16 protein-coding genes are annotated in these 19,093 nt (G+C 58.8%); 9 read left to right on the forward strand and 7 right to left on the reverse strand.

What is annotated here, in order from left to right; genetic code table 11:
* Positions 1-252: 252 nt before the first annotated feature.
* The 4 genes from ACZ42Y_RS03370 to ACZ42Y_RS03385 are packed head-to-tail and all read right to left on the reverse strand — an operon-like array spanning position 253 to position 5,640.
* Positions 253-1,095: a CbiQ family ECF transporter T component gene (locus ACZ42Y_RS03370; RefSeq protein ID WP_058371263.1), complete on the reverse strand. Its 843-nt coding sequence runs from the start codon at positions 1,093-1,095 to the stop codon at positions 253-255.
* Positions 1,088-2,440, reverse strand: coding sequence for an ATP-binding cassette domain-containing protein (locus tag ACZ42Y_RS03375; protein WP_058371262.1), 1,353 nt, complete (start codon positions 2,438-2,440; stop codon positions 1,088-1,090). The genes ACZ42Y_RS03370 and ACZ42Y_RS03375 overlap by 8 nt, the downstream gene beginning before the upstream one ends.
* Positions 2,421-3,974 carry a hypothetical protein gene (locus ACZ42Y_RS03380; RefSeq protein ID WP_464735692.1) on the reverse strand — a complete coding sequence of 518 codons (1,554 nt, stop codon included), beginning with the start codon at positions 3,972-3,974 and terminating at the stop codon, positions 2,421-2,423. The genes ACZ42Y_RS03375 and ACZ42Y_RS03380 overlap by 20 nt, the downstream gene beginning before the upstream one ends.
* On the reverse strand, positions 3,967-5,640 hold the full coding sequence (locus ACZ42Y_RS03385; RefSeq protein ID WP_464735693.1) for an outer membrane protein assembly factor BamB family protein: 1,674 nt from the start codon (positions 5,638-5,640) through the stop codon (positions 3,967-3,969). The genes ACZ42Y_RS03380 and ACZ42Y_RS03385 overlap by 8 nt, the downstream gene beginning before the upstream one ends.
* 74 nt (positions 5,641-5,714) lie before the next feature.
* On the opposite strand from ACZ42Y_RS03385, the gene ACZ42Y_RS03390 reads away from it, so the two are divergent.
* From ACZ42Y_RS03390 to ACZ42Y_RS03400, 3 genes are read left to right on the forward strand one after another with little or no spacing between them, the layout of a single operon-like run.
* Positions 5,715-8,162, forward strand: a complete 2,448-nt coding sequence (locus tag ACZ42Y_RS03390) for a cobaltochelatase subunit CobN (RefSeq protein WP_464735694.1) — start codon at positions 5,715-5,717, stop codon at positions 8,160-8,162.
* Positions 8,159-9,736 (forward strand): cobaltochelatase subunit CobN, encoded by a 1,578-nt coding sequence (locus ACZ42Y_RS03395; protein ID WP_058371257.1) that lies wholly within the window; start codon positions 8,159-8,161, stop codon positions 9,734-9,736. The genes ACZ42Y_RS03390 and ACZ42Y_RS03395 overlap by 4 nt, the downstream gene beginning before the upstream one ends.
* 56 nt (positions 9,737-9,792) lie before the next feature.
* Positions 9,793-11,829, forward strand: a complete 2,037-nt coding sequence (locus tag ACZ42Y_RS03400; protein WP_464735695.1) for a VWA domain-containing protein — start codon at positions 9,793-9,795, stop codon at positions 11,827-11,829.
* Positions 11,830-11,949: 120 nt separating this feature from the next.
* Here the strand turns inward: ACZ42Y_RS03400 and ACZ42Y_RS03405 are convergent, their stop codons facing one another.
* Complete coding sequence (locus tag ACZ42Y_RS03405) at positions 11,950-13,419, reverse strand: leucyl aminopeptidase (protein ID WP_058371255.1); 1,470 nt, start codon at positions 13,417-13,419, stop codon at positions 11,950-11,952.
* A gap of 194 nt (positions 13,420-13,613) precedes the next feature.
* Between ACZ42Y_RS03405 and ACZ42Y_RS03410 the strand changes: the two genes are divergently transcribed.
* The 3 genes from ACZ42Y_RS03410 (at position 13,614) to ACZ42Y_RS03420 (ending at position 15,923) form a co-directional block, all read left to right on the forward strand.
* Positions 13,614-13,811, forward strand: a complete 198-nt coding sequence (locus ACZ42Y_RS03410) for a hypothetical protein (RefSeq protein WP_058371254.1) — start codon at positions 13,614-13,616, stop codon at positions 13,809-13,811.
* A 125-nt stretch (positions 13,812-13,936) separates the two neighbouring features.
* Positions 13,937-15,364, forward strand: a complete 1,428-nt coding sequence (locus ACZ42Y_RS03415) for a beta-propeller domain-containing protein (RefSeq protein ID WP_464735696.1) — start codon at positions 13,937-13,939, stop codon at positions 15,362-15,364.
* Positions 15,306-15,923, forward strand: a complete 618-nt coding sequence (locus ACZ42Y_RS03420; RefSeq protein ID WP_464735697.1) for a beta-propeller domain-containing protein — start codon at positions 15,306-15,308, stop codon at positions 15,921-15,923. The genes ACZ42Y_RS03415 and ACZ42Y_RS03420 overlap by 59 nt, the downstream gene beginning before the upstream one ends.
* Here the strand turns inward: ACZ42Y_RS03420 and ACZ42Y_RS03425 are convergent.
* Positions 15,920-16,387, reverse strand: a complete 468-nt coding sequence (locus tag ACZ42Y_RS03425) for an acyl-CoA thioesterase (protein ID WP_058371252.1) — start codon at positions 16,385-16,387, stop codon at positions 15,920-15,922. The two genes, ACZ42Y_RS03420 and ACZ42Y_RS03425, sit on opposite strands and share 4 nt — an antisense overlap.
* A gap of 79 nt (positions 16,388-16,466) precedes the next feature.
* Between ACZ42Y_RS03425 and ACZ42Y_RS03430 the strand changes: the two genes are divergently transcribed.
* The gene (locus ACZ42Y_RS03430; RefSeq protein ID WP_058371251.1) at positions 16,467-16,769 is read left to right on the forward strand and encodes a transcriptional regulator; all 303 of its coding nucleotides are present in this window, start codon (positions 16,467-16,469) and stop codon (positions 16,767-16,769) included.
* Here ACZ42Y_RS03430 and ACZ42Y_RS03435 read toward each other — a convergent pair.
* Complete coding sequence (locus tag ACZ42Y_RS03435) at positions 16,766-17,488, reverse strand: nucleotidyltransferase family protein (protein ID WP_058371250.1); 723 nt, start codon at positions 17,486-17,488, stop codon at positions 16,766-16,768. The two genes, ACZ42Y_RS03430 and ACZ42Y_RS03435, sit on opposite strands and share 4 nt — an antisense overlap.
* 167 nt (positions 17,489-17,655) lie before the next feature.
* Here ACZ42Y_RS03435 and ACZ42Y_RS03440 point away from each other — a divergent pair, with 167 nt between their 5' ends.
* Positions 17,656-17,979, forward strand: a complete 324-nt coding sequence (locus ACZ42Y_RS03440; protein WP_058371249.1) for a hypothetical protein — start codon at positions 17,656-17,658, stop codon at positions 17,977-17,979.
* A 105-nt stretch (positions 17,980-18,084) separates the two neighbouring features.
* Complete coding sequence (locus ACZ42Y_RS03445; RefSeq protein WP_058371248.1) at positions 18,085-19,089, forward strand: ATP-binding cassette domain-containing protein; 1,005 nt, start codon at positions 18,085-18,087, stop codon at positions 19,087-19,089.
* Positions 19,090-19,093: the final 4 nt, after the last annotated feature.

The following is a 19,093-nucleotide window of genomic DNA, read 5'->3' on the forward strand; positions in this document are numbered from 1 at the left end:
GCGTGTAGAGTGTGCCATAATCCTCCACATAAGCTACGGCCATTGCTTAAGCTTTTTCAGCCTGGTGCGGCTATAAGTTCATGGCTCAAGAAGGAGCCCCGCTACTGAGAGGAGCTGGGCCCTGCCTGCCCCTAGCTTTCCCGAGTCCGCTTTCCTCTTAGCTGGAGTGTGGTATGGCTGCACATTTCCACCCATTATATTGCAGCATGCTGCCCCTCCGGAGAAATGCTCCAGTGCATAGGCCACACTATGCTATGAGAACCAGAGCCTTAGCCACTCATAGAGCTCTTGTAGGAAGGGGCTGTAGAGCACCCCAGCGGAGTAGAGGAGATAGAGCACGTAAAGCACCATGAGGAGAGATGCTAGCCCGAAGAGCATCAGGGCTACTATGCCCCAGCCCTCAGCTACTCGGACGGGAGATGAATACTCTAAGGCTAGGGCGGTTGATGTAGCTCCAGCCTCTATGCGTCTTACAATCAATGGGATGAGCTTGTGGAGCCTCGAGAAGCCTAGACGCGCACCTGTAAGCTTTAGAGAGGCTAGCCCTTCTTCCAGCTCGTCGAGAAGCTTCTCGAGGCCACGGAGCCCAGCTAGAAGCGCTGCGAGAAGCCTAGGATGCCTGGCCAGGAGAGCATAGATGTCCATAATGCTCGTTGACGATGCCAGGCCCGCGCCTGCATATAGGCCTGCTAGCGCTCGCAGGCTCTGGCGGAAGCCGTAGCCTAGCCCCTCATAGTATATGTATATGCCACCCGTAAACCTGCCTATAATGGGTGTAGTCGACGGCACTAAGACCGCTATAGGTGTTCTAGGCGAGCCTTGGTAGAAGAGAGCCTGGGCAAGCACAATGCTCCAAACCACCGCCGCGGCTAGGAGGGATACAGAGAGGAGCTTGCGCAGACTGGGGCCCGAGAGCAGGAAGAATACTATACTGGCTGTTGCCAGGGCTACAAGCACCTCAATCCTACCGAAGACCATGCTTGACACCGATACGAGGAAGACGTAGGCGAGTCTTGTTCCAGGCCTAAGCCTGGAGAGGGGACCTCTACTGCGCCTCACATAGTCCCGTGAGAGTTTTAGAAGCCTCTCAGCCAACCATGTAGCACCCCCTATCAACCCTGTAGATGAGGTCGAATTCCCGGAGAAACTCCAGGTCGTGGGTTACTACTACTGAGCAACCTCCGCTGCGGGCTACAAGCCGAGCCGCCTCTAGGACAACCTCAGCGCTTCTCCTATCCTGGCCTCGGAGAGGTTCGTCGAGGAGAAGCAGCCTAGGCTTCTTCACAACAGCTCGTGCCACAGCAAGCCTGACCATCTCGCCTCCACTAAGCCTCCATGGCTTCTCTCCTAGGTACTCTTGTAGCCCAAGCAGCTTTAACACCTCTAAGGCGTCCTCCCTGAACGAGGAGCTTCCAGCCCTGCGGGCAGCCACAGCTACCTCGTCGAACACCGTGTCTTCCAGAAAGGATAGCCAGGGCGAGGCGGGGGCGTAGCCTATCATCCTCCAGTCCCAGCGCCCCCATGCGTAGTAGACACGGCCCCTCCAGGGCTTGGCCACTCCAGCAAGCAGCCTCAACATAGTCGTCTTACCCGAGCCGTTGGGGCCTATAACAGCCACCATGGCCCCTCTAGGACATATAAAGCTAAGGCCTTTTAGCACGGCCCTACCCTCGTACCCTGCGTAGACGTTCTCTAGCCCGGCCACAGCATCCTTCCAGCCACTAACGCTCTTGCAGCTGACATCAATCTCTACTTGTTCTCCAGTAGCGTCTGCAGGGCGTACACCGATATCCTCAGCAATCCGGAGACCCCCCTCCACGTTTTTACCGTAGTAGACTGGCCTCCCATCCTTACCGAGCACAAGGATCTTGTCGGCGAGCCCAGCAAGCTTTGAGACGCGGTGCTCAGCGACTATAACAGACCCTCCTTCCCCTGCGACTTCCTTGACGGTCCTATATGCTAGGCTTGATGAATATACGTCAAGATTTGCAAGAGGCTCGTCGAGGAGGACTATGCTCCTCCCCTGGCCGAGGACGGCTGAGAGGAGCAGTCTTTGTAGCTGCCCACTGCTCATCTCGGATACTCTCCGCTCCAGTAGCTCCTCTACCTCTAGGCGGGGCTTGGCGCCATAGAGGAGAAGTATCTCGGCACCGTAATCCCCTAAAGCTAGCTCGCTAGGGTCCTGGGGCATGTATGCTACCGGCCTGCGCCCCGGCGGCAGGCCTTCAATGCTTTCACCATGTACGAGTATGCTTCCATGTAGATGAGCATCCTCTATGAAGGGTATCACTCCTGCTATGGTTTTGAGAAGGGTGCTCTTCCCAGAGCCACTGGGCCCTACGACCAGCAACACCTCGCCAGGCTCTAGGCTTACATGGACGTTCTCGACAGCCACCCTACCCCCTGGATACGTGACCCGTCTAACCTGTGCCTCCAGCATGGCCACGCACCATTCTCAGTGCGAGGAGTGTGCCAAGGGAGGCGTAGAACCCCATTCCAAGACTGTATGCTGCAACATACCAGTGCGCATAGTATAGCCTGTATATGAATGCGTACAGGTTTATGTCAACGTAGCTGTCGAGGATCTTCGCGAGGCCGAAGTAAATGGGGAGCAGGCCTAGACGAGTACGTAGGGCTGCATACCCCGCTAGAGCTACCACGGAAAGCGTCGTGAGCACCCAGAGGCTACTGAGCACTATATTGCCGGGGCTGAGTATGAGCGATGAAAGCAGCCACTCAACAAGCACAGCGCCTGCCGTGACCACCCAATCACCTGTCGCGGCAAGACAGGCCGCCAGCAGGCCATAGTAAAGCCCACTGGTTACCGGGCCATAGACTATCCAGTCGAAGGGCCCCAGCACTTGCGAGAGACGGAGGAGGATACCCCCGATGATCCGTACAAGGGCGGTGAGAGAAGCACCCGTAAGAGCCATATAGGCTATCCTCCTGCTATCCTTCACCCTCGCGAGGGGGACAAGCACTAGGGCACCTGTAAGAGTTGCCGCGAGAGCAGTAACTATGTCACCGTGATATAGCAGCCTTACAATCACGTCATGGCTGTAGGTGGCTAGAGGCCTAGCAGACCCGGGCAGATATAGTCCCAGCGTGAGGCGATACCTTCCAGGCGGTATCACTTCCGCTAGAGACCATAGGGGGACCACAATACAGCCATGATATTCATTCCTTCCAGCAGTGCTGTTAACCACCACCATGGATCTTATGTAGGGGGAGCCCGCTCCCGGAGTTATGACCGTACTCGCCACTGGAGCAGGGCGGCCTTTAGAGTCGTATACGCGGCCGAGGACCAGGAAGCTGCCCGGCATACTCGACCTGACGCAAACACGCATGTAGCCGAGGAGAATGTTCTCCCCCACGCCCAGCAGCTTACGCAGGGGCGAGGGGTAGGACTCTACAAGGGTGAAAGGCTCTCTCCGTGGATCCCTCACACCCAGATAGTCTACAGGAAGGTAGACACTGCTAAAACCCGCCTTAAGCTCTACATTAGCTACGTGGAGGGCTATGCTGCGGGTGCGGTTCTGGGCTTGGAGCCGGGCAATCAGCTTGAAGCCTCCGCTACCAGCCTCGATGAGCCCATATAGTATGGCTCTATCCCCGTAGCCTTGCAGCACGCCTTCAAGGGGGCCGGATAGCTTCTCTAGGCTTGCATCACCCTCCACCTTCAAGTCGAGTTTGTATCTGACGAGTCTACCCGTATTGGACTCCACTATGAGCCAGAAGATGTAGCTACCCGGCAGGGGTAGTTTGAGAGAAGTATTGCTGTAATGCTTCTGGCCCGGGGGTAGCTCGACTACAAGGCTTACAGGGGGGCTGCCCCCTGCCCCCTTAGCATGTGCGTGTACAAGTAGGCTGCCGAGCAGGGCTAGGGCCGATAGGAGTGCGGCTACCCAGAGGAGCTTACCAGAGGAAAAACCCTCCGGGCCTCTCGGCACCGCGTTACCCCCAACTCTAGCCAAGGCTGTATACCAGGATGCGGTAGCTGCCAACGAACCTCGGGTTCTCTAGCGTACCCAGGTTTATTGGATAAGTAACCGCCACGACCTTGGAGCCGTCGGGGCTTATGGCTCCCCCGATGACCACGCCGGCGTCTCTCGGCGGCTTAACCATGTATGTCAATGCCTCCCCGCTCCTAACCGCTTCGATGTCTGTGAGGTTGAACACATAGACGCCGGTATACACCATTGTTCTGCTTATATAGTCGTGGCCCACTGGGACTGCTAGGAGGCCCTTAGCAGGGGAGTAAGTTGCCCACTGCTCGTAGTTTGGCCTACCATGCAGGGGATACTTTGCTACGAGCACCAGTTTTCCTCCCACCCATTCATATATGAAGAGGGAGTTCGCGTCAGGGTGGTTGAGGGTGGGCCTAGCGTTCTTACCTAGTGCTGTGACGCCGTAGGTGTTGCTTGTCCTCACTAGGAGTAGTGTACGGCCGTTAGGTGTTCTAAGGACCTTACTGTAGCCACTGAACACGTAGGCATAGCCCTCCTCAGTAGTATTGCTTCCCTTGGGGATGACAAGGACCGGCAAGGGATTAGTCACGTTGATCTCGGCCTTCTCGGTGAGATTGGGCGCCTGTAGTATATGGATGATGCCGACGTCTGTCACATAAGCTATGGTTGTATTGTCGAGCCAGCCTAATCCGTTCCAGCTGCCGCACCAGCGGAATGGTGGGCGTGGGCTGGGCCGGAACCTGGCAAGCAGCTTCCCTGTAGCAGCGTCTAGTAGGAGGAGGTCGCCGCCCTTCCAGGCCTTGCCGCGGTAGTACCAGGTGGCCGCTGCTAGGTATGAGCCGTCAGGGCTCAACTCTATATCGCTTACAAGTGTGTCTATAAAGCCCTCTGGGGGGTACCTCCAGAGCAGCTGGCCCGTCTTAGCGTCAAAGCAGTATATTACCGAGTTCTTCCCATAGGAGGCTTGTGGCTTGGCCGCAGCCGCTACATAGACTCTTCCACCCCTATACCTTATAGCATATACTTGCGGCCAGTACCACCTCGGCTCACGGGGGTCCCCCTTGCCAAGATCTCTACTGGTCGCATAGCTCCAGAGCATCCTGCCCGTTGACGCGTTAACCGCTACCACTCTCCCATCAATGCTGTCCTCTCCTATGAAGAGGATTGCGCCGTCACTGCTCCAGGCGAGGGAGCGGACATAGCCGCTCCCCACGCTGAACCTCCATAGCTCAGCGACCTTTCCACCCTCGACGCTGAACACGCGTACCTCGCTAACGGGCTTACCTCCTACAAATCTCGTCACTGTCACTGCGAACTCGTCTGAGGATGGTGCGAAGACTATCAAAGTGTATGGAGCGTGGCTACGCCATGACGATACCTGGACATAGGTGTAGGGTGGGAGCGAGCTTCTCGACGCGATAGGGATGTCGGCGAGGAGTCTAGGCCTTCTAGCCTCCTCGATAACAACAGTCCTAGTTACCGGTACTGTTACTGTCCTGGTGGTCGCCACGGTCTTTACAAGCGTAGCAGCCGGTGTAGCAACAGTTGTCCTGGCCACCGTTGTCGCCACAGTTTTCGACGCCGTGGAGGGGTGGCTGAGGACCTCGTAGCCGGCTACAAGGCCTGCAGCAATCAGTACTGCTACCACCGTGATTAGCCAAGTCCGGCTCATACCTGAGAACCCTCCATCAGAGGGGTAGGTGCACCAGAGAATATAAATCTGGTGCACCAGATTTATATTCTCTGGTGGCTTGGGAGTGGGGGAGGGTGCCCGGGGGGCTGTTCATGGGCTCGCTAGTCACGCTTGTAATAGGCTATGACAGCCCCGTGATAGAGCTGCTGCGCAGACTTGGAGCTGAGATGGGGGAGGCTGGCCAGTTCATCAGAGTCTTTTCCCCAAACACGCTTGAGGGGGGTAAGGGCCTGGATGATCTCAGAAGCTCCAGGGTAATCTTCCTCTACACGCATAGGCTTCCAAAAGAGGCGGAGGAGGCCATAGCATCATCGAGTGCCAGGTTTGTGATACCCGTGGGGGAGAGCTATGCGTATCTAGCCCGTGGAGAGGAGGGCGCTCTGCTCCAGGCGATGAAGTATTTTAGGATCGGTGGCGAGGAGAACCTGGGCCTCCTTCTCCGGTATCTCTTGTATCTGGCAGGTCTCGTGGAAGAAGAGCCCCCGCCTCCCAGGGAGATCCCTCTGCACGGGGTGTGGCACCCAAAGCTAGGCGTCTACGAGGATATCGACGACTATCTACGCGACTATTATATGGCTGACAAGCCTCTCATAGGCATACTTTACTACCGTAGCCTCTGGCTCTACGGGAACCGAAGACCCCTTGAAGCGCTCATAGATGCTTTGGAGACTGAGGGGCTTGGCGTCATTCCCGTCTTCACGCAGGGCTATAGGGATAGCGTGCTGGGCGGACCCAGCGCTGAGGACACTATACGCAGCTTCTTCCTAGGCGCTAAAGGGGCTAGAATAGATGTGCTCATAGATATGCTTAGCTTCTTCCTCCTCGACCATGGAAGCTACTCAAGAAGCACGGTTGACGAGAGGTTTAGGATTGTTAGAGGCGTTGAGCTGCTCCAACGCCTCGGGGTCCCAGTGCTTAAGCCCATCCGCGAGTGGTATCAGAGTGAGCACGAGTGGCTCGAGAACCCCCAGGGAGTCAACTATCTGACACAAGTATATGAAGTCATCATGCCCGAGGTTGACGGCGCAGTAGAGCCCATCGTCATTAGCACATCGACTAGGGTCTCCGATTACAGGAAGCACATACCCTATGAGCCTCACGTCAGGCTCATAGCTAGGAGGGTTAAGCGCTGGGTGATCCTGCGCAGGAAGAAGCCCAGCGAGAGGCGGATAGCCATAATACTCAATAATCCCCCATGTAGGCAGCTTGAGGCATCGATAGGAGTCGGGTTCGGGCTCGATGTGCCTGAGAGCCTTGTACGCTTCCTCCACCGTCTCCGCAGCCTAGGCTACTACACTGGCGAAGGCGAGCTGCCGAAAACGGGAGACGAGCTAATCCACTTGATACTCGAGAGGAGGGCTACGAGCGAGTTCCGCTGGACCCCCGTCGAGGAAATAGTTAGGCGGGGAGGATACCTTGACATGGTTGACCTCGACACATACATGAAGTGGTTCATGGAGCTTCCAGAGGAGGCTAGGAAGGTTATGCTTAAGTGGTGGGGTGATCCCCGTGACATCCTAAGCGGCAAGGTTAAGAGGCTATTCGCCGGCGCGGTGTACAACGGGAAGTTCGTAATACCCGGCATACGTTTCGGCAACATAGTTATCATGCCGCAGCCGAAGTTTGGCTGCGCCGGCGCCCTATGCGATGGGAGGGTCTGCAAGATACTCCACAACCCCACTATCCCTCCCCCGCACCAGTGGCTGGCAGCCTACCGGTGGGTGACCAGGATCTTCCGCGCAGACGTGATGATACATTGGGGGACGCATGGGTATCTTGAGTTCCGCCCAGGCAAGGGTGTCGGGCTTTCGCCCTACTGCTGGCCAGAGATAACAGTTGACGACATACCCTTCCTCTACATATACAATGTGACAAACCCCATGGAGGGTGTCATGGCTAAGAGGAGAGGCTACGCGGTGATAATAGACCATGCCCACCCGCCGTACATGAAGGCTGACACAGCTCTTGAGGAGCTTGACGAGCTCCTGGAGGAGTACAGCCGTGCAAAAAGCCTAGGCGAGGAGGCCCGTGCAAAAGTAATCTTTGAGCAGATTGTTGAGAAAGCTCGAGAGCGTGGCATCGATGTAGGCAAAGGGAGCCCTGATAAGATCACTGAGAGGCTTCATGAGTTCCTGGACGAGACAAGAGGAAGTACCGTCGAGAACGGGCTCCACGTCTTTGGTGAAACGCCTTCAGATCCTGAAAAGCTTGCAGAGCATGTAGCAGCTATAATGTCCTGGGACACTGGCGAGTGGATATCAATAGAGAGGGCAGTGGCAACACTACTCGGCCTAGACTACGACAAGATAGTGTCGAAGCCCAGCGAGTTCTGCAAGAAGCTGGGGGTTAGCAACAGGAAGGCTAGAGAGATCCTCCACAGTATAGCTGTTAGGGTCCTCGAGAAACTCTTGTCAAAGGATATAGATCCTGACATGCTTTCTTTCAATCTTCTCCAAGACCTTGTGGCTGAGGCTGCGCGCGGGGAGGGGGTGAAGATTTGACAGAGTTAGTCCAGCTTCAGAAGCCCTTAGGGGAGGAGACCAGACAAGCCTTAAACGCTTTCAGGAAGGCACTCCTAATTGCTAGGCTGTACCGGGAGAGCGGTAGGCACGAGATAGAGGGCCTACTCAGCGGGCTCTCTGGAGGCTTTGTGCCGCCAGGCCCCTCGGGAGCCATAACCCGCGGCAAGATAAATGTGCTACCCACGGGCAGGAACTTCTACGCCGTAGACCCAGAGGCTCTTCCCACACGTGCCGCGTGGAGGATAGGCGTTGAAACGGCTAAGAAGCTTCTAGAGGAGGCTAGGAGGAGGCTAGGCCGCTACCCCGAAACCATGGGTGAAGTATTGTGGAGCATTGACGGCTACAAGGCTGACGGAGAGCAGCTTGCCAGGGTTCTCTACCTGCTAGGCGTGCGTCCTGTATGGGATGCTAGCGGCAGAGTGAAGGGTGTGGAGGTCATACCGCTCAAAGAGCTTGGTAGGCCACGGGTAGACGTCTTCGTGAGGATAAGCGGTATAGTACGCGACACGCTGCCAAACTATGTGAGCTTGATAGATGAGGCTGTAGAGAAAGTTGTTAATCTAGATGAGCCGCTTGAGCTTAATTATCCACGCAAGCATTATCTCGAGTTCCTTGAAAGGCTGAGAAGGGAGGGTGTAGGCGAAGAAGATGCTAGAGAACTTGCCCGTGCACGCGTATGGGCTGCGCCACCCGGAGCCTATGGCACAGGAGTCAACTATGCTATATTCGCCTCCGCATGGCGCGACGAGAGAGACCTAGCAAAGGTGTGGGTTCAGTGGAGCAGCCACCCGTATACGCGGAGGACTTGGGGCAAGTCTCATCCAGCTGCAGCTAAGGCCCTAGTCCTACAGGTTTCACGCATAGACGTAGTGGCGAGAAACCATATAAGCGATGAGCATGACCCGCTGAACTGCTGCTCCTACTTCTCACATCAGGGCGGCTTGCACGCCCTCGTCAAGGTTGTCCGAGGGCGTGAGCCGCTAAACATGGTTGTCGATACCCGTGAACCCTTACGCCCCAAGATACGTGAGGTAAAGGATGAGCTGCTACGTGTAACCTACGGCAAGCTCCTAAACCCACGATGGATCGAGGGCATGAAGAGGCACGGGTACAGAGGAGCATACGAGATAATGAAGAAGATACAGAACCTCTACGGCTGGCATGCGACGACACACGCTGTCCCCGACAGGGTGTGGGACCAGATAACATACACGTACCTAGGAGACAAGACCAACAGGGAATGGATGAAGAAGGCTAACCCGTATGCGCTCGAGGAGATAACACGCCGTCTAGCAGAGGCTGTGGAGAGGAAGCTATGGAGGCCCAGCCCTGAGGCGCTGAGGATCCTCCGGGAGGCCCGTGCCGAGGTAGAGGCGCTACTCGAGGGCGAGGCGCCGTCAGGTGAAGCACAGGGTGGAGAGATATGGGTCTACACCAGCGAGGACGTTAAGGAGTGGGCAGAGAGCGCGAAGCCTGCCGAAGAAGCGCTTCAGTGGGCCCGCTCCCTGCTCTCTTCAAGACGCTCAACTAGGAGGGGAGGTGGGGGCTTCTGAACAGCCCGGAGGAGCGCGAGAGGAGGTTATACCTGCCCTTCACAGCAATAGTAGGCATGGAGAAAGCCAAGCTCGCCCTCCTGGCTGCAGTCATAGACCCTGAGGTAGGGGGAGTGCTGCTGGTAGGTGATAAGGGTACTGGGAAGACCACGCTTGTGAGAAGCCTCGCACAAGTGCTGTCAGAGATACCGGTGATTAAGGGCTGCCCCTTCAACTGTAACCCCTTCAACCCCAGGGAAATGTGCGACAAGCACTACAAGATGTGGCTGAGAGGCGAGAGGTTTGAAGTCGAGTGGAGGCCCATGAGGGTTATAGACCTGCCCCTCAACATTAGCGTTGATAGGCTCGTGGGGAGCATAGATGTCGATGCTGCACTGAAGAGAGGAGAGGTTGTGTTTAAGCCAGGGCTCCTGGCGGAGGCAAACCGTAACATACTCTACATAGATGAAGTCAACCTACTTGACGACCACATAGCAGATCTCATACTCGACGCTGCTGCTACTGGCTGGAATGTTGTGGAGAGGGAGGGCTTCTCGATCCGCCACCCCGCACGCTTCATACTGGTCGGCAGCATGAACCCGGAGGAGGGCGAGCTTAGACCTCAGCTTCTCGACCGCTTTGGCCTCTATGTTGATGTTAATGCCTCACAGGACCCAGAGGAGAGGGCACTGATAGTCGAGAGAGTTGAGGAGTTTCGCCGAGACCCTATAGGCTTCATGAAGCGGTACGAGAAGCAGGAGGCAGAGCTACGTCAGAGGATTAGGCGTGCTAGGGAGCTACTCCCCAGAGTAGAGATACCGAGAAGCCTACTGCGCCTCATTACAGAAACGACGGTTAAGCTCGGAATAAGGACGCATAGAGCAGACATAGTTACTGCACGGACAGCTAAAGCTCTGGCAGCGCTCGATGGCCGGACCACTGTAAGCATCGAGGATGTAAAGAAGGCTATGGAGCTAGCGCTGCCGCATAGGCTGCGTTCACAGCCCTTTGAGAGCCCAGAGGAGAAGATGAAAAAGCTACAAACCCTTCTGCAGAATCTAGGCCGGGATGGGCAACAGGATACAGGTAGGCAAAAAAATAGGCCAGAAAATGGGCGGAAAAATCCCCTAATCAACAACAGAAGCATGAATAACGGAAGCAAAGGCGGCGAGAGGGTGCAGGGAGGCAGAGAGGATGGCGGAGAAGACTACAGTGGCAAGCCAACCACGGGCTCTATTGGTAGCGGTGCAGGGTCCGGCGCCACGCCTCTCGCCAGGCTTGGAGACGTTAGGGCAGATCCCTGGTTCCATGAACCCCCCAGAAGCATTTACTATCTACCGGAGCATGCCGCGATAGCTCCTACAGGGCCTAGAGGAAGGGTACGCTGGCAACGCTACCGGGTAAGCTTCTATGGCTGGGGAAGGCATGTAGACTCTATACCCTTCCTCCGGGAGCCCGAGAGGCTCGGGGAAGGCTACCAGGTAGACTATTATGCTACCCTCCGTGCTGCCCTAAGGCGTAGAGCCAGGAGGCCATCGGTCCACGACATACATGTCCGTGTGTACCGTGAGGAGCCTGAGGTACTGCACATGATTCTGCTAGATGCCAGTGGCAGCATGTATGCTGAGAGAAGGCTCGTCCTAGCCAAATCTATAGCTGAGGGAGTGACGCGTAGGAGCTACGTCGAGCGCACATGGGTAGGCCTTATAGCGTTTCAGGGAAGGAATGCGCAAACCCTTGTGAAGCCTACGCGTAACTGGAAGAAGCTCATGGAGGCTCTAAACCAGGTCACTATAGGAGGTTCTACTCCCCTGCCTGCAGCATTGCTTGAAGCTAGTAGGCAGGCCAAAGGGTTCCTACTGAAGAGGCCTAACGCGCATCTAGTGCTCCATATAATAACTGATGGAAGGGCTAACGTTCCGCTAACGAACAGCATCGAAAGCGACATAATTAGAGTCTCTCAGGAGCTTAGGAGGCTAAAGGTGAAGGCAATAGTGTATGATACAAAGAGTACCAGGAGTCTAAAGCTACTAGACTATACGGAGCTGCTGGCAAAAGCCCTTGGAGCTGAAGTAGTCAAAATACCGTATCGGATGCCGGGGATTGATGCCTAAGACGGGCCCCCGGGGAGGCCCTGGGCGCTTACATGGAGGGCCTTTTGTAAAACATCTAGGGCCGGGGCCCGCGATTCCCGTAGCCCTGTTAAAGTTCAAAGCTTATAAAATAATATGATATTAGAGGCCCCGGAGGTACTCTACAACTGTTCTTACGCCCCAGCCGGTGGCGCCTCCTTGGTGGTAGTAGGGCTTCCAGGGTCCCTTCTCCTGCACCCAGGCCACGCCCGCTATGTCTAGGTGCGCCCAGGGCCTCCCATCGACGAACTTCTCCAGGAACTTGGCTGCCGTTATCGCTCCCGCCCAGCGGCCGCCTATGTTATTGGTGTCCGCCACCTTGCTCTCCAGCTGCTTCTCGTAGACCGGCCACATGGGAAGCCTCCAGGCGGGCTCGCCGGCGGCCCAGGCGGCCTTCTCGATCCCTGAGGCTAGGTCCTCGTTGTTGGACATGAGGGCTGCTGCGTGGTTTCCTAAGGCCACCACGGCGGCCCCGGTGAGGGTTGCAAGGTCTATCATTGCGTCGGGCTTGTACTTCTCCGCCGCGTATGCCAGGGCGTCTGCTAGTATTAGCCTTCCCTCTGCGTCAGTGTTCCCGACCTCGACAGTCAAGCCATTGTACATCTTTATCACGTCTAGGGGCTTGTAGGAGCGGCCGCTGGGCATGTTCTCCACGGCGGGGATCAGGGCTACGAGTTCTACGGGGAGGCGGAGCCTGGCGGCAGCGGCTATGATGCCCATGGCTGCCGCGCCGCCGCTCTTATCGTACTTCATCTCCAGCATGTACTGGGAGGGCTTGAGGTCGAGGCCGCCGGAGTCGAAGGCCACCGCCTTGCCCACTACTGCTACCCTGCGGCCGCCGCCGTGGTACTCGAGCACTATGAGCCTGGGCTCCTTGTCGCTGCCGCTTCCGACGGCCAGTATCCCGCCCATGCCGAGGCTCTCCAGCTCGCCGCGGTGGAGCACTCTTATCCCGAGGCCTAGCCTCTTGGCCAGCTCTCTCGCGGCGTCCTCGAGGCCGTCCGGCCCCATTATGTTGGCCGGCGCGTTGGCCAGGTCTCTGGCCAGCCTCACGCCCTCGGCGATCGCGCTGGCACTCTCGAGGGCCTTCTCGTCGCCGGGCCCGATCCGGATCTCGTCCAGCACGTGGGGGCGGTCGCCGCGTCCATGGAGGCTGTAGACGTAGTTGGCCATGTCGGCGGCTATGAGGGCCTGCTCCACGGCCCACCTCTCGCCACGGCCCTCGCTGGCGGCCTTCTCGAGGAGCCCCTTCTCGACGACTATCCCTAGCCTACGGATCTGGCGGAGCCTCCGGGCCTGCTTTACCGCCGCCGCCACCGCCACGCGGAGCCGCTCGGCGTGGCCGATCCACTCGTCCTCGCCGCCAGCGCCCGAGAGAATAAGCCTGGGGACGCCCTCCAAGCGGTAGATGAGAGCGGTCTCCTCGAGCCCGGCCTTGAAGTCGCCCAGCTCTATCACACGGGACGCGGCCGGGTCCACGCCGCGGAGCCAGTCCAGGGCCTCGCGGCCAGCGACATACGCTATAGCGTCAACACCCTCGGCGGCGTCGCCCACCCTTATGGAGCCGCGCATAACAAGGCACCGGGGCGTAGGGATTACCATGCCTGGAGGGGTGATAAGAGCGCCGCCTGCCGGCAGCCGGGTCATGCAAAGTGTTTTGAACAGCACAGAGCAGGGGTAGGGTTCAATAACACAGTTCAATAACACAAGGGGTTAGTTAGGGGAGGGGCCTGGGGGAGCCCCCCGGGACCCCCTGGGGTGGCAGGGTGCCGCCCCTAATCATACCCAGCCTGGGAGCAGCTATAGCTCTTGTACTCTTCGCCAGCGCTAGGCTGCTCCGCAAGCGCAGAGACGAGGCCGATGGCCTGCTGAGGGGCTTCGAGACCTTCACAGGGATAGTATTGATGCTCGTAGCTGCGATGCTCCTGGTCGCGCTCCACGCCGCCGCCACCGCAGGCCACTGAGAACGCTGTCGAAGGCTTGTGAAGGCATGTTGGAGCTCCGGGGCCGGGCGGCAGAGATATTTTAGCGTAGATGTCAGCATATCGCAGCGTGGCCTCGGGCTCAGACCCTAATGGTGCACCACGCTTTGGGCAGGATCTCGTACAGCAGCATCACGATTATGGTCGCTGTCCTCCTCCTCGGTATTGCTGCCGGCTACATGCTCGGCTCCATCCACGGGAGGCCGGGCGGGGCCCAGCCGGAGGCAGCGACCGCCACGGTGACCACCACTGTTACCGCCGCGGCGGGGAGCGGGGCAGGGCCGCCGTCCACTACGACGGCCGGCGGCCGGGCTAACACCAGTCTAGCCGTGTCATGGACGGGCTATGGCTACAGAGTGCCGTGGAGCGTTGTGGAGGAGCTTGCTAGGCTGAGGCCTCAGAGCCCGGTGATGCCGCTGGGTGGGGCGTCCCCCGCGGGCCCGGCCACGAGGGAGGTGGGGGCTGCACCGGAGTATAGCTCCACTAACGTCCAGGTAGCCGGGGTGGACGAGCCCGATATAGTCAAGACTAACGGCACCCACATAGCCGTTGCAGCAGGCAGCGCGGCTGAGGTGTACAATGTATACCCGCCGGAGGCTCTCAGGCTTGTCAGTGTTTTCAACGCTAGCCGGGAGGTGGAGGAGCTTGTAGGCGACGAGGAGCTGGCACTGATATCCCATGGCAGGGTAGAGCCCGTCGCCAGGGTTGTGCACCGCGTGTGGGTGAGAGGCCTATTCATGGAGAACGGCCAGCTGGTGGTGGTGGCCGAGGAGGCTAGGAGCCCATGGCTGCTCCCCTCCAGGACCTGGGTGATCAAGCTAGGGCCTGGGATGAAGCCCCTATGGGCTAGGGCTGTCACCGGCAGCTTCTACGACGCGAGGCTCTACAACGATACGCTCCTGCTGATAACCTATACCGGCTTCCTCGTGCGCCCCCTGCTACTCGGGGCGGGCAGCGGCCCCACCCCCGTCCCGGAGCCGCCGCTCATCGTGGGCCCAGAGCCGCTCGAGACCATAGTGGCTGCCTTCAGCCTCAGGACCGGCCGTGTCTCCACGCTGACCCTCATAGGGGCCCACCCCTCCGCCATGTATATGCCGCGTGGAGGCCGGCTCTACGTAGTGCTTCCGGGGGTGGAGGAGCTCCACCGGATCCTGGGAGACAGGGGCAACGTGACCCCCGGGGAGCTGGCGGCGGATCTCCGGAGGCTATGGGGGTCTCCAAGCCGGTGGTCCCGGAGCCTGCTTGTCGAGCTGGCGGTGGAGCCGGGGCCAAGGCTGTCCGTCAGGGCTGTCGCCCGCCTACCCGGCGTGGTGAGGAAGCAGTGGATGCTCGACGAGTACCGTGGCGTGCTCCGCGCCGTCGTCGAGGAGCAGGGCTTCGAGGAGGGAAGGTGGGTTACGAGAGTGAGCCTCTACCTGTTCAACTCCACGAACCTGAGGGCGATAGCGAACACCAGCATCGTGGTGGGGGAGAGGGGTGCACGCTACCCTCTTCCTAGGGCCCCGGCTCTACCTCGTAACGTACCGGAGGATTGACCCGCTATTCACCGTGGACCTGAGCGATCCACGTAGGCCGAGGGTGGTGGGGTTCATCAAGTCTCCGGGGTTCGACGAGTACCTCTACCCGGTAAACGAAACGCTCCTCATCGGCGTGGGGCGGGATGGACCCGCGCTGAGGGTGAGCCTCTACAAGGTTCAGCGTGGAGGCGTGGAGGTACTGGGCAGGGTCCACGTCGGGGGCAGGGGCTACGTGTGGAGCCCGGTGCTGGACCCGAGGCTGGGCCACCGGGCCTTCACCTTCGACCCTAGGCATGGCTACATACTGCTGCCGGTTAGCGGCGCTGTGGCCGTGCCCCTGAAGGGGGCCACCGGCATGGAGAAGGTGTACGGCGGTGTGGCTGTGGTGAAGCTTGATGCACGGCGTGGAGGGCTGGAGCTGCTGGGGGTGCTCGGCCACTCTGGCGCCGCTAGGAGCGTCTACATAGATGATGCCATATACACCGTCTCTCCCTACTCACTGCCCCGGGTGAAGGCATTCAACGCGACCACGCTGGAGCCCGTGACCGCCGCCCCCGCGGGAGGAGGGAGGGGCTAGCCCTCCTCTCCCCGGGCTTGGCTGTTCTTCTCCCTCTCAACGGCTCCTATCTCCAGCAGCTTTCTCCTCATCTCCTCCGGTATTGGTATCGACCTTCCCTCGGCTATGCTGTAGGCCACCGCCACGATGCTGCACTCCGCAGAGGGGCTGCCCAGGGTCTCATTCACGATCCTGAAGCTGTATCTTATACTCTTCCTGCCCAGCTCTATACCCGTGACCTCTACGCGGTAGGTATCGCCGAGCCTCAGCGGGGCCTGGTAAAGGCACTCGGCATGCACCCTGGGGAAGACTATCCTGGGCGGCATCTGGCCCACAATAGAGTCCATGAGGCCTAGACTGGCTAGCATGTCCTCCTCGCAGCGCTCCAGGGCGCGGAAGAAGTTGCTGAAATGCATTATCCCCGCGGCGTCTGTCTCGCTCCAGTGTACACGGTACCTTGCCGCGAACAGGGGCTCTCCCGCCACTGGGTGCCCCTGGGCCGGCTCTGCGCTGTCAGATTTTTATAGCACGTCCCGGGCGTTTATTGGCAGGGGGTATGAAGGGATGCCCTCTGACCGTGCTGTAGGCGCAGCTCTAATAGTGGTTTCACTGCTGGTGATAATAGTCTATGGCTGGCTGCTCTTCGCGCCGCCCAGGAAGGGGATAGATCTAGCCCTATTGAAGCTCACAGCTTTCATAGCCGTGGCGGGCGTCTTCGGCATACTTGCATGGATAGGCTACACCCTCGCCACAACACCGCCGCCCAAGCCGGTGGAGGAGATTGAGAAGGAGATAGAGGAGGAGATTAAGAAGCTCCAAGAGGAGCTAGAGAAGGAGGAGAAGGCGGGGAAGAGCGGGGAGAGCTAGGCTTTTTTGCTAAGAAGCTTCTCCTCTAGACGAAGAGCCCGGATCTGCTGGGCCGCCTCCTCTAGATCCTTCACCGTGTCTATGCTGCGCCAGTACGCGTCGGTAAACCGCTCCCCTAGGATGCGCCGCTCCTCGGCGAGCCTGGGGAACGCTGTACGCTCTATATCGCCCTTCTCGGGGAGGTAGTCGAGCACCTCTGGCTTCATCACGTACACGCCAGCGTTGATCCAGTAGTCGAGGGTGGGCTTCTCGACGAACTTGACCACGTGGTCCTCCTCGTCAAGCTCCACTACTCCATAGGGGCTCCGGAGGGGCACCAACGCTATCGCCGCGACGGCGTCTTCTCTACTCCTCAGCCTTGAGACGAGCCTCCCGAGGTCTAGATCAGTCACTATATCACCGTTGATGACTATGAAGAGGTCCTCGCCACGGAGGAGGTGTTCAGCATTCTTTATAGCGCCGCCCGTGCCGAGCGGCTCGTCCTCTACTACATAGGCTATTCTAACCCCGAGCTTGTGGCCGCTGCCCAGGTGCTCTACAAGCCTTTCCCACTTGTAGCCTAGGAGGACCACGATATCCTTCATACCATGGCTCCGGAGCCACAGGATCTGCCACTCTATGATGGGGCGCCCCGCCACCTCTACAAGTGGCTTGGGCCTGTCTTCTGTGAGGGGGCGGAGGCGCTTACCGAACCCGCCCGCGAGTATTACTGCCTTCAAAGCCCCTACCACCAGCCGGTGACACGGAGAGCTGCAGCCCTGGGGGTAGTCTGGGGCCAAGGTGCATAGGCCTGGCGACACGTTAAATATTATAGTATAGTGAGTGCCCATCTTGTTTGTCTGGTGCAGAGAGTGTAGACTCGGGGGAGCCTGGAGCGTGACAGGCCATGGCGTGGTGGCAGGGCCCGGGCTATGGCTACGGGTACTGGTGGGGCTATGGCGGTAGGAGGAAGAAGACGCACGGCAGGGAGGAGCCTCCGCCGCCACCGCCGTCGGAGCTTGCATCCTACTACCCTCCGCCCCCGCTGCTCTGGGCTGTGCCGCCCTACCCTGGGCCGTGGGGTAGGCCTAGCCCGGAGATAGAGCTTGAGATACTCCGGGCTCAGCGCAGCTGGCTGGAGACAATCAAGAAGATGATTGATGAGCAGATTAGGGAGATTGACGAACGCATTAAGGAGGTTGAGCGCGAGATAAAGGGGGATGAGGGCTAGGCCGGCCAGCCTCCGGGGAAGACGCCCCCATATATCGGAGGCCGACAGGTCTTTTTGGACCCGCAAGTCTCTCCGCTTCCGGGCCTACCGCAGGGAGGCTGCTTCATGGACGACTATGTGATTATCACGGAAGGGCTCCGGAAGAGCTACAACGGTTTCGAAGCAGTTAGAGGCGTCAGCTTTAGGGTCCGGCGTGGGACGGTGTACGGCCTACTAGGCCCCAACGGGGCCGGGAAGACAACTACCATAGGCATGCTCACCACCATTATCAAGCCTAGTGGGGGCCGGGCCCTGGTAGCAGGCTTCGACGTTACGCGTGATCCTCAGCGCGTAAGGGAGCACATAGGGGTTGTATTCCAGGAGCCTACCGTGGATCGCGACCTCACCGCGTGGCAGAACATGCTGACTCACGGCCTCATACATGGGCTCCCCAGGAGGCTGGTCGAGCAACGCATCCCCGAGCTGCTGGACCTCGTAGGGCTCAGGGAGCATGCGCATAGGCCGCTCAAGAGCTACAGCGGCGGCATGATACGCCGCCTAGAGATAGCCAGGGCGCTCCTCAACGAGCCGGATGTAGTGTTCCTCGACGAGCCCACCATAGGCCTGGACCCCCAGGCTAGGATGAAGGTCTGGGAGGTTATAGACAAGCTGCGCCGCAGTGGTGTGACCGTGTTCCTCACAACCCACTACATGGATGAGGCTGAGAGGCTCTGCGACAGGATAGCCATAATAGATCATGGCAGGATCATCGCGGAGGGCTCGCCGGAGGAGCTGAAGAGCATGGTCGGCGGCGACACGGTCTACGTCAAGCTGCCTGGCAGGGATGCGGCAGAGAAGCTGGCCTCCCTGCTCAGGGAGAGAGGGCTAGGCGAGGACGTCTCCGTGGCGGGCGACATGGTGGCGGTGGTGGCCCGGGACGCACCGAGGCTCATGCCTAGAATACTCTCGCTGGCCCAGGAGGCGGGCATTAGGGTCCTTGAGGCCCGCTACACCAGGCCGAGTTTAAACGACGTGTTTGTAAAGCTCACCGGCCGTAGCCTGCGCGACGAGGAGGGCGACTGGAGGGACTTCCTCAGACTGCATATACATGCCGGGAGGAGAGCCAGGTAGGGAG

This window comes from Pyrodictium brockii (assembly GCF_055379715.1).